We start from the raw sequence: 8,026 nt of genomic DNA on the forward strand, positions 1-8,026 counted from the left end.
GGGGTCGTCTCAGAAAACGGAAAATAAAGCACGCTAAGGCATAGCCGAACCTGCCAAGCTTGCTCCACCCTGTAGTGACGCGATCAGCGGGCAGGAAACGTTCCCCCTTCGCGCATGGCAGGCGCACACCAACTCAGACAGCACGGCCTCCATGCGCGCCAGGTCAGCCATTTTCTCGCGCACGTCCTTGAGCTTGTGCTCGGCCAGACTGCTGGCTTCCTCGCAATGGGTGCCATCCTCCAGCCGCAGCAGCTCGGCGATCTCATCCAGGCTGAAGCCCAGCCGCTGGGCTGATTTCACGAAGCGCACCCGCGTTACATCCGCCTCGCCATAGCGGCGGATGCTGCCATAGGGCTTGTCAGGCTCCAGCAACAAGCCCTTGCGCTGATAGAAACGGATGGTCTCCACATTGACCCCGGCCGCCTTGGCGAAAACGCCAATGGTCAGGTTCTCCAAATTGTTTTCCATATCGCTTGACTCCGTACATGAGTACGGAAGTAAGGTTACGCTATCCAATTTCAATTCGAAAGGACAAGCGCATGTCTGAACCAAAAACCGGGCGCGGCGCGCTCTTCACTGGAGGGCTTGCCGCCATCCTCGCCTCGGCTTGCTGCCTCGGGCCGTTGGTTCTGATCGCCTTGGGGTTCAGCGGCGCTTGGATCGGCAACTTGGCGGTGTTGGATCCCTATCGCCCCATCTTTATCGGCGTGGCGCTGGTGGCGTTGTTCTTCGCCTGGCGGCGCATCTACCGGCAGGCAGCGGCCTGCAAACCGGGTGAGGTCTGCGCGATTCCCCAAGTGCGAGCTACTTACAAGCTCATTTTCTGGATCGTGGCCGCGCTGGTTCTGGTCGCGCTCGGATTTCCCTACGTCATGCCATTTTTCTACTGATCGGAGTTCACCATGAAGAAACTGTTTGCCTCCCTCGCCCTCGCCGCCGTTGTTGCCCCCGTCTGGGCCGCCACCCAGACCGTCACGCTGTCCGTACCGGGCATGACCTGCTCCGCCTGCCCGATCACTGTCAAGAAGGCGATTTCCAAGGTCGAAGGCGTCAGCAAAGTTGACGTGACTTTCGAGACACGCCAAGCGGTCGTCACCTTCGACGATGCCAAGACCAGCGTGCAGAAGCTGACCAAGGCAACCGCAGACGCGGGCTATCCGTCCAGCGTCAAGCAGTGAGTCACTGAAAACGGCACCGCAGCACAACGGACGTCATTGTCTGGCGCCACAAACGATAAAGGATCTGTTGCATGACCCATCTAAAAATCACCGGCATGACTTGCGACTCGTGCGCGGCGCACGTCAAGGAAGCGCTGGAAAAAGTGCCAGGCGTGCAGTCGGCGCTGGTGTCCTATCCGAAGGGCACAGCGCAACTCGCCATCGTGCCGGGCACATCGCCGGACGCGCTGACTGCCGCCGTGGCCGGACTGGGCTACAAGGCAACGCTAGCCGATGCGCCACTGGCGGACAACCGCGTCGGACTGCTCGACAAGGTGCGGGGATGGATGGCCGCCGCCGAAAAGCACAGTGGCAACGAGCCCCCGGTGCAGGTAGCGGTCATTGGCAGCGGTGGAGCCGCGATGGCGGCGGCGCTGAAGGCCGTCGAGCAAGGCGCGCAGGTCACGCTGATCGAGCGCGGCACCATCGGCGGCACCTGCGTCAATGTCGGCTGTGTGCCGTCCAAGATCATGATCCGCGCCGCCCACATCGCCCATCTGCGCCGGGAAAGCCCGTTCGATGGCGGTATTGCGGCAACTGTGCCTACGATTGACCGCAGTAAGCTGCTGGCCCAGCAGCAGGCCCGCGTCGACGAACTGCGGCACGCCAAGTACGAAGGCATCCTGGGCGGTAATCCGGCCATCACCGTTGTGCACGGTGAGGCGCGCTTCAAGGACGACCAGAGCCTTACCGTCCGTTTGAACGAGGGTGGCGAGCGCGTCGTGATGTTCGACCGCTGCCTGGTCGCCACGGGTGCCAGCCCGGCGGTCCCGCCGATTCCGGGCTTGAAAGAGTCACCCTACTGGACTTCCACCGAGGCCCTGGCGAGCGACACCATTCCCGAACGCCTTGCCGTAATCGGCTCGTCGGTGGTGGCGCTGGAGCTGGCGCAAGCCTTTGCCCGGCTGGGCAGCAAGGTCACGGTCCTGGCGCGCAATACCTTGTTCTTCCGTGAAGACCCGGCCATCGGCGAGGCGGTGACAGCCGCTTTCCGTGCCGAGGGCATCGAGGTGCTGGAGCACACGCAAGCCAGCCAGGTCGCCCATATGGACGGTGAATTCGTGCTGACCACCACGCACGGTGAATTGCGCGCCGACAAACTGCTGGTTGCCACCGGTCGGACACCGAACACGCGCAGCCTCGCGCTGGACGCAGCGGGGGTCACTGTCAATGCGCAAGGTGCCATCGTCATCGACCAAGGCATGCGCACGAGCAACCCGAACATCTACGCGGCCGGCGACTGCACCGACCAGCCGCAGTTCGTCTATGTGGCGGCAGCGGCCGGCACCCGTGCCGCGATCAACATGACCGGCGGCGATGCGGCGCTCGACCTGACCGCAATGCCGGCCGTGGTGTTCACCGATCCGCAAGTGGCGACCGTGGGCTACAGCGAGGCGGAAGCCCACCACGACGGGATCGAGACCGACAGCCGCACCTTGACCTTGGACAACGTGCCGCGTGCGCTCGCCAACTTCGACACACGCGGCTTCATCAAGTTGGTTATCGAGGAAGGCAGCCATCGGCTGATCGGCGTACAGGCGGTCGCGCCGGAAGCGGGTGAACTGATCCAGACGGCGGCTCTGGCCATTCGCAACCGCATGACGGTGCAGGAACTGGCCGACCAGTTGTTCCCCTACCTGACGATGGTCGAGGGGTTGAAGCTCGCGGCGCAGACCTTCAACAAGGATGTGAAGCAGCTTTCCTGCTGCGCCGGGTGAGAAAAAGGAGGTGTTCAATGAACGCCTACACGGTGTCCCGGCTGGCTCTTGATGCCGGGGTGAGCGTGCATATCGTGCGCGACTACCTGCTGCGCGGATTGCTGCGCCCGGTGGCGTGCACACCAGGCGGCTACGGCTTGTTCGATGACGCCGCCTTGCAACGGCTGTGCTTCGTGCGGGCGGCCTTCGAGGCGGGCATCGGCCTCGACGCGCTGGCGCGGCTGTGCCGGGCGCTGGATGCGGCGGACGGCGACGAAGCGGCCGCGCAGCTTGCCCTGCTGCGTCAGTTCGTCGAGCGTCGGCGCGAAGCGTTGGCCGATCTGGAAGTGCAGTTGGCCACCCTGCCGACCGAGCCGGCACAGCACGCGGAGAGTCTGCCATGAACAACCCCGAGCGCTTGCCGTCCGAGACGCACAAACCGATCACCGGCTACCTGTGGGGCGGACTGGCTGTGCTGACTTGCCCCTGCCACCTGCCCATCCTCGCTGTCGTGCTGGCCGGCACAACCGCCGGTGCTTTCCTCGGCGAGCATTGGGTCATCGCGGCGCTCGGTTTGACCGGCCTGTTCCTTCTGTCCCTGTCGCGGGCGTTGCGGGCATTCAGGGAAAGAGAATGAGCGCTTTCCGGCCGGATGGATGGACGACGCCGGAACTGGCCCAAGCGGTCGAGCGCGGGCAGCTTGAACTGCACTACCAGCCCGTCGTCGATCTGCGCAGTGGTGGGATTGTCGGCGCGGAAGCCCTGTTGCGCTGGCGTCATCCGACGCTTGGACTATTGCCACCGGGCCAGTTCCTGCCCGTGGTCGAATCGTCCGGCCTGATGCCTGAAATCGGCGCTTGGGTGCTGGGCGAAGCCTGCCGCCAGATGCGTGACTGGCGAATGCTGGCATGGCGACCGTTCCGGCTGGCCGTCAATGTTTCGGCGAGCCAAGTGGGACCGGACTTCGACGGGTGGGTAAAGGGCGTGCTGGCTGATGCCGAGTTGCCCGCCGAGTATCTCGAAATCGAGCTGACCGAATCGGTCGCGTTTGGTGATCCGGCGATCTTCCCCGCCCTGGACGCCTTGCGGCAGATCGGTGTGCGCTTCGCCGCCGATGACTTCGGGACGGGGTATTCCTGTCTGCAACATCTGAAGTGCTGCCCAATCAGCACGCTCAAGATCGACCAATCGTTTGTCGCCGGGCTCGCCAACGACCGCCGCGACCAAACCATCGTGCACACCGTGATTCAGCTTGCGCACGGGCTGGGCATGGATGTGGTGGCTGAAGGCGTGGAAACATCGGCGAGTCTTGATCTATTGCGACAAGCGGACTGCGACACAGGACAAGGCTTCCTGTTCGCGAAGCCAATGCCGGCGGCGGCATTCGCCGTCTTCGTCAGTCAATGGAGGGGTGCCACCATGAATGCAAGTGACTCGACCACCACCAGTTGCTGCGTGTGCTGCAAGGAAATCCCGCTCGATGCCGCCTTCACCCCGGAAGGCGCGGAATACGTCGAGCACTTCTGCGGGTTGGAGTGTTATCAACGCTTCGAAGCGCAAGCGCATCGGTTACGTCCGCGTCAGCAGCTTCGACCAGAACCCAGAACGGCAGCTCGAACAGATCCAGGTGGATAAAGTGTTCACCGACAAGGCGTCGGGCAAGGACACACGGCGGCCCGAACTGGAACGGCTGCTCGCCTTCGTGCGCGAAGGCGACACGGTCGTGGTGCACAGCATGGATCGTCTGGCGCGCAACCTCGACGACCTGCGCCGCCTGGTGCAGGGCCTCACCCAGCGCGGCGTACGCATCGAGTTCCTTAAGGAGCATTTGACCTTCACCGGCGAGGACTCGCCGATGGCGAACCTGATGCTGTCGGTAATGGGCGCGTTCGCCGAGTTCGAACGCGCCTTGATCCGCGAGCGGCAGCGCGAGGGCATCGCGCTCGCCAAGCAGCGCGGGGCCTACCGTGGCAGGAAGAAATCCCTGTCGTCTGAGCGTATTGCCGAACTGCGCCAACGTGTCGAGGCTGGCGAGCAAAAGACCAAGCTGGCTCGTGAATTCGGAATCAGTCGCGAAACCCTGTATCAATACTTGAGAACGGATCAGTAAATATGCCACGTCGTTCAATCCTGTCCGCCGCCGAGCGCGAAAGCCTGCTGGCGTTGCCGGACACCAAGGATGAGTTGATCCGTCACTACACGTTCAGCGAAACCGACCTCTCCATCATCCGGCAGCGGCGCGGCCCGGCCAACCGGCTGGGCTTCGCCGTGCAGCTCTGTTACCTGCGCTTTCCTGGTGTCATCCTGGGCGTCGATGAGCCGCCGTTTCCGCCCTTGTTGAAACTGGTCGCCGACCAGCTCAAGGTCAGCGTCGAAAGCTGGGACGAATACGGGCAGCGGGAGCAGACCCGGCGCGAGCACCTGGTCGAACTGCAAACGGTGTTCGGCTTCCAGCCCTTTACCATGGGCCACTACCGGCAGGCCGTCCAGTTGCTGACCGAGATGGCCTTGCAGACCGACAAGGGCATCGTGCTGGCCAGCACCTTGATCGAGCACCTGCGGCAGCAGTCGGTCATTCTGCCTGCCCTCAACGCCGTCGAGCGGGCGAGCGCCGAAGCAATCACCCGCGCCAACCGGCGCATCTACGATGCCTTGGCCGAACCGCTGTCGGACGCGCATCGCCGCCGCCTCGACGATCTGCTCAAGCGTCGGGACAACGGCAAAACGACCTGGCTGGCCTGGCTGCGCCAATCGCCCGTCAAACCGAATTCGCGGCACATGCTGGAACACATCGAACGCCTCAAAGCGTGGCAGGCGCTCGACCTGCCTTCTGGCATCGAGCGGTCGGTGCACCAGAACCGCCTGCTCAAGATCGCCCGTGAGGGTGGCCAGATGACGCCCGCCGACCTGGCCAAGTTCGAGGCGCAGCGACGCTATGCCACCCTGGTGGCGCTTGCCATCGAGGGCATGGCCACCGTCACCGACGAAATCATCGACCTGCACGACCGCATCCTGGGCAAGCTGTTCAACGCCGCCAAGAACAAGCATCAGCAGCAATTCCAGGCGTCCGGCAAGGCGATCAACGCCAAGGTGCGGCTGTTCGGCCGCATCGGCCAGGCGCTGATCGAGGCCAAGCAGGCGGGCCGCGATCCGTTCGCCGCCATCGAGGCCGTCATGTCCTGGGATGCCTTCGCCGAGAGCGTCACCGAAGCGCAGAAGCTTGCGCAGCCCGAGGACTTCGATTTCCTGCACCGCATCGGCGAAAGCTACGCCACGCTGCGCCGCTACGCGCCGGAATTCCTTGCCGTGCTCAAGCTGCGGGCCGCTCCCGCCGCGAAGGACGTGCTCGACGCCATCGAGGTGCTGCGCGGCATGAACAGCGACAACGCCCGCAAGGTGCCCGCCGACGCGCCGACCGAGTTCATCAAGCCGCGCTGGCAGAAGCTGGTCATGACCGACACCGGCATCGACCGGCGCTACTACGAACTGTGCGCGCTGTCGGAGATGAAGAACGCGTTGCGTTCCGGCGACATCTGGGTGCAGGGGTCGCGCCAGTTCAAGGACTTCGAGGACTACCTGGTGCCGCCCGCGAAATTCGCCAGCCTCAAGCAGGCCAGCGAATTGCCGCTGGCCGTGGCCACCGACTGCAACCGGTACCTGAACGACCGGCTGACGCTGCTGGAAACACAGCTTGCCACCGTCAACCGTATGGCGACGGCCAACGAGCTGCCGGACGCCATCATCACCGAGTCAGGCTTGAAGATCACGCCGCTCGACGCGGCGGTACCCGACACCGCCCAAGCGCTGATCGACCAGACGGCAATGATCCTGCCGCACGTCAAGATCACCGAACTGCTGCTGGAGGTGGACGAATGGACGGGCTTCACTCGGCATTTCGCGCATCTGAAATCGGGCGACCCGGCCAAAGACAAGAACCTGTTGCTGACCACGATCCTCGCCGACGCGATCAACCTGGGCCTGACCAAGATGGCGGAGTCTTGCCCCGGCACGACCTACGCCAAGCTGGCTTGGCTGCAAGCCTGGCACATCCGCGACGAAACCTACGGGGCGGCGCTGGCCGATCTGGTCAACGCACAGTTCCGCCATCCCTTCGCCGAGCACTGGGGCGACGGCACCACCTCATCGTCGGACGGCCAGAACTTCCGCACCGGCAGCAAGGCCGAGAGCACCGGCCACATCAACCCGAAATACGGGAGCAGCCCAGGGCGGACGTTCTACACCCACATTTCTGACCAGTACGCGCCATTTCACACCAAGGTCGTGAACGTCGGCGTGCGCGATTCGACCTACGTGCTCGACGGCCTGCTGTACCACGAGTCCGACTTGCGGATCGAGGAGCATTACACCGACACGGCGGGCTTCACCGATCACGTCTTCGCCCTGATGCACCTCCTGGGCTTCCGCTTCGCGCCGCGCATCCGCGACCTGGGCGACACCAAGCTCTACATCCCGAAGGGCGACGCCGCCTATGACGCGCTGAAACCCATGATCGGCGGCACGCTCAACATCAAGCACGTCCGCGCCCATTGGGACGAAATCCTGCGGCTGGCCACCTCGATCAAGCAGGGCACGGTGACGGCCTCCCTGATGCTCCGAAAGCTCGGCAGCTACCCACGCCAGAACGGCCTGGCCGTGGCGCTCCGCGAGCTGGGCCGCATCGAGCGCACGCTGTTCATCCTGGACTGGCTGCAAAGCGTGGAACTGCGCCGCCGCGTGCATGCCGGCCTGAACAAGGGCGAGGCGCGCAATGCGCTGGCCAGGGCAGTGTTTTTCAACCGCCTGGGTGAAATCCGCGACCGCAGTTTCGAGCAGCAGCGCTACCGGGCTAGCGGCCTCAATCTGGTAACGGCTGCCGTCGTGTTGTGGAACACGGTCTATCTGGAACGGGCTGCGCACGCGCTGCGTGGCAACGGCCATGCCGTTGATGACGCGCTGTTGCAGTACCTGTCGCCGCTCGGTTGGGAGCACATCAACCTCACCGGCGATTACCTCTGGCGCAGCAGCGCCAAGATCGGCGCGGGCAAGTTCAGGCCGCTACGACCGCTGCAACCGGCTTAGCGTGCTTTATTTTCCGTTTTCTGAGGCGACCCC

9 protein-coding genes are annotated in these 8,026 nt (G+C 63.9%); 8 read left to right on the forward strand and 1 reads right to left on the reverse strand.

Annotation, left to right across the window (positions count from 1 at the left end; all coding sequences use genetic code 11):
- Positions 1-33 precede the first annotated feature (33 nt).
- Positions 34-468, reverse strand: a complete 435-nt coding sequence (locus D769_RS28885; RefSeq protein WP_003131969.1) for a mercury resistance transcriptional regulator MerR — start codon at positions 466-468, stop codon at positions 34-36.
- 71 nt (positions 469-539) lie between these two features.
- Here D769_RS28885 and merT point away from each other — a divergent pair, with 71 nt between their 5' ends.
- The 8 genes from merT (at position 540) to D769_RS28925 (ending at position 7,993) form a co-directional block, all read left to right on the forward strand.
- Complete coding sequence (merT, locus tag D769_RS28890) at positions 540-890, forward strand: mercuric ion transporter MerT (protein WP_006224622.1); 351 nt, start codon at positions 540-542, stop codon at positions 888-890.
- Positions 891-902: 12 nt separating this feature from the next.
- Entirely contained in the window at positions 903-1,178 is a 276-nt protein-coding gene (gene merP / locus D769_RS28895) for a mercury resistance system periplasmic binding protein MerP (RefSeq protein WP_003131987.1), read from the forward strand.
- A 71-nt stretch (positions 1,179-1,249) separates the two neighbouring features.
- Positions 1,250-2,935 carry a mercury(II) reductase gene (gene merA, locus D769_RS28900; protein ID WP_003156770.1) on the forward strand — a complete coding sequence of 562 codons (1,686 nt, stop codon included), beginning with the start codon at positions 1,250-1,252 and terminating at the stop codon, positions 2,933-2,935.
- 17 nt (positions 2,936-2,952) lie between these two features.
- Entirely contained in the window at positions 2,953-3,318 is a 366-nt protein-coding gene (gene merD / locus D769_RS28905) for a mercury resistance co-regulator MerD (protein ID WP_000995360.1), read from the forward strand.
- The gene (gene merE, locus D769_RS28910; protein ID WP_003132004.1) at positions 3,315-3,551 is read left to right on the forward strand and encodes a broad-spectrum mercury transporter MerE; all 237 of its coding nucleotides are present in this window, start codon (positions 3,315-3,317) and stop codon (positions 3,549-3,551) included. The genes merD and merE overlap by 4 nt, the downstream gene beginning before the upstream one ends.
- Positions 3,548-4,549, forward strand: a complete 1,002-nt coding sequence (locus D769_RS32845; protein WP_008652068.1) for a DUF3330 domain-containing protein — start codon at positions 3,548-3,550, stop codon at positions 4,547-4,549. Before merE ends, D769_RS32845 begins: the two co-directional genes overlap by 4 nt.
- A complete protein-coding gene (locus D769_RS28920; RefSeq protein WP_027982055.1) occupies positions 4,455-5,024 on the forward strand; it encodes a recombinase family protein in 570 nt (189 codons plus the stop codon). Before D769_RS32845 ends, D769_RS28920 begins: the two co-directional genes overlap by 95 nt.
- A gap of 2 nt (positions 5,025-5,026) precedes the next feature.
- Complete coding sequence (locus tag D769_RS28925) at positions 5,027-7,993, forward strand: Tn3 family transposase (protein WP_001138070.1); 2,967 nt, start codon at positions 5,027-5,029, stop codon at positions 7,991-7,993.
- Positions 7,994-8,026 lie beyond the last annotated feature (33 nt).

The sequence above is a fragment of the Cupriavidus sp. HMR-1 genome (assembly GCF_000319775.1).
Lineage (GTDB): Bacteria > Pseudomonadota > Gammaproteobacteria > Burkholderiales > Burkholderiaceae > Cupriavidus > Cupriavidus metallidurans.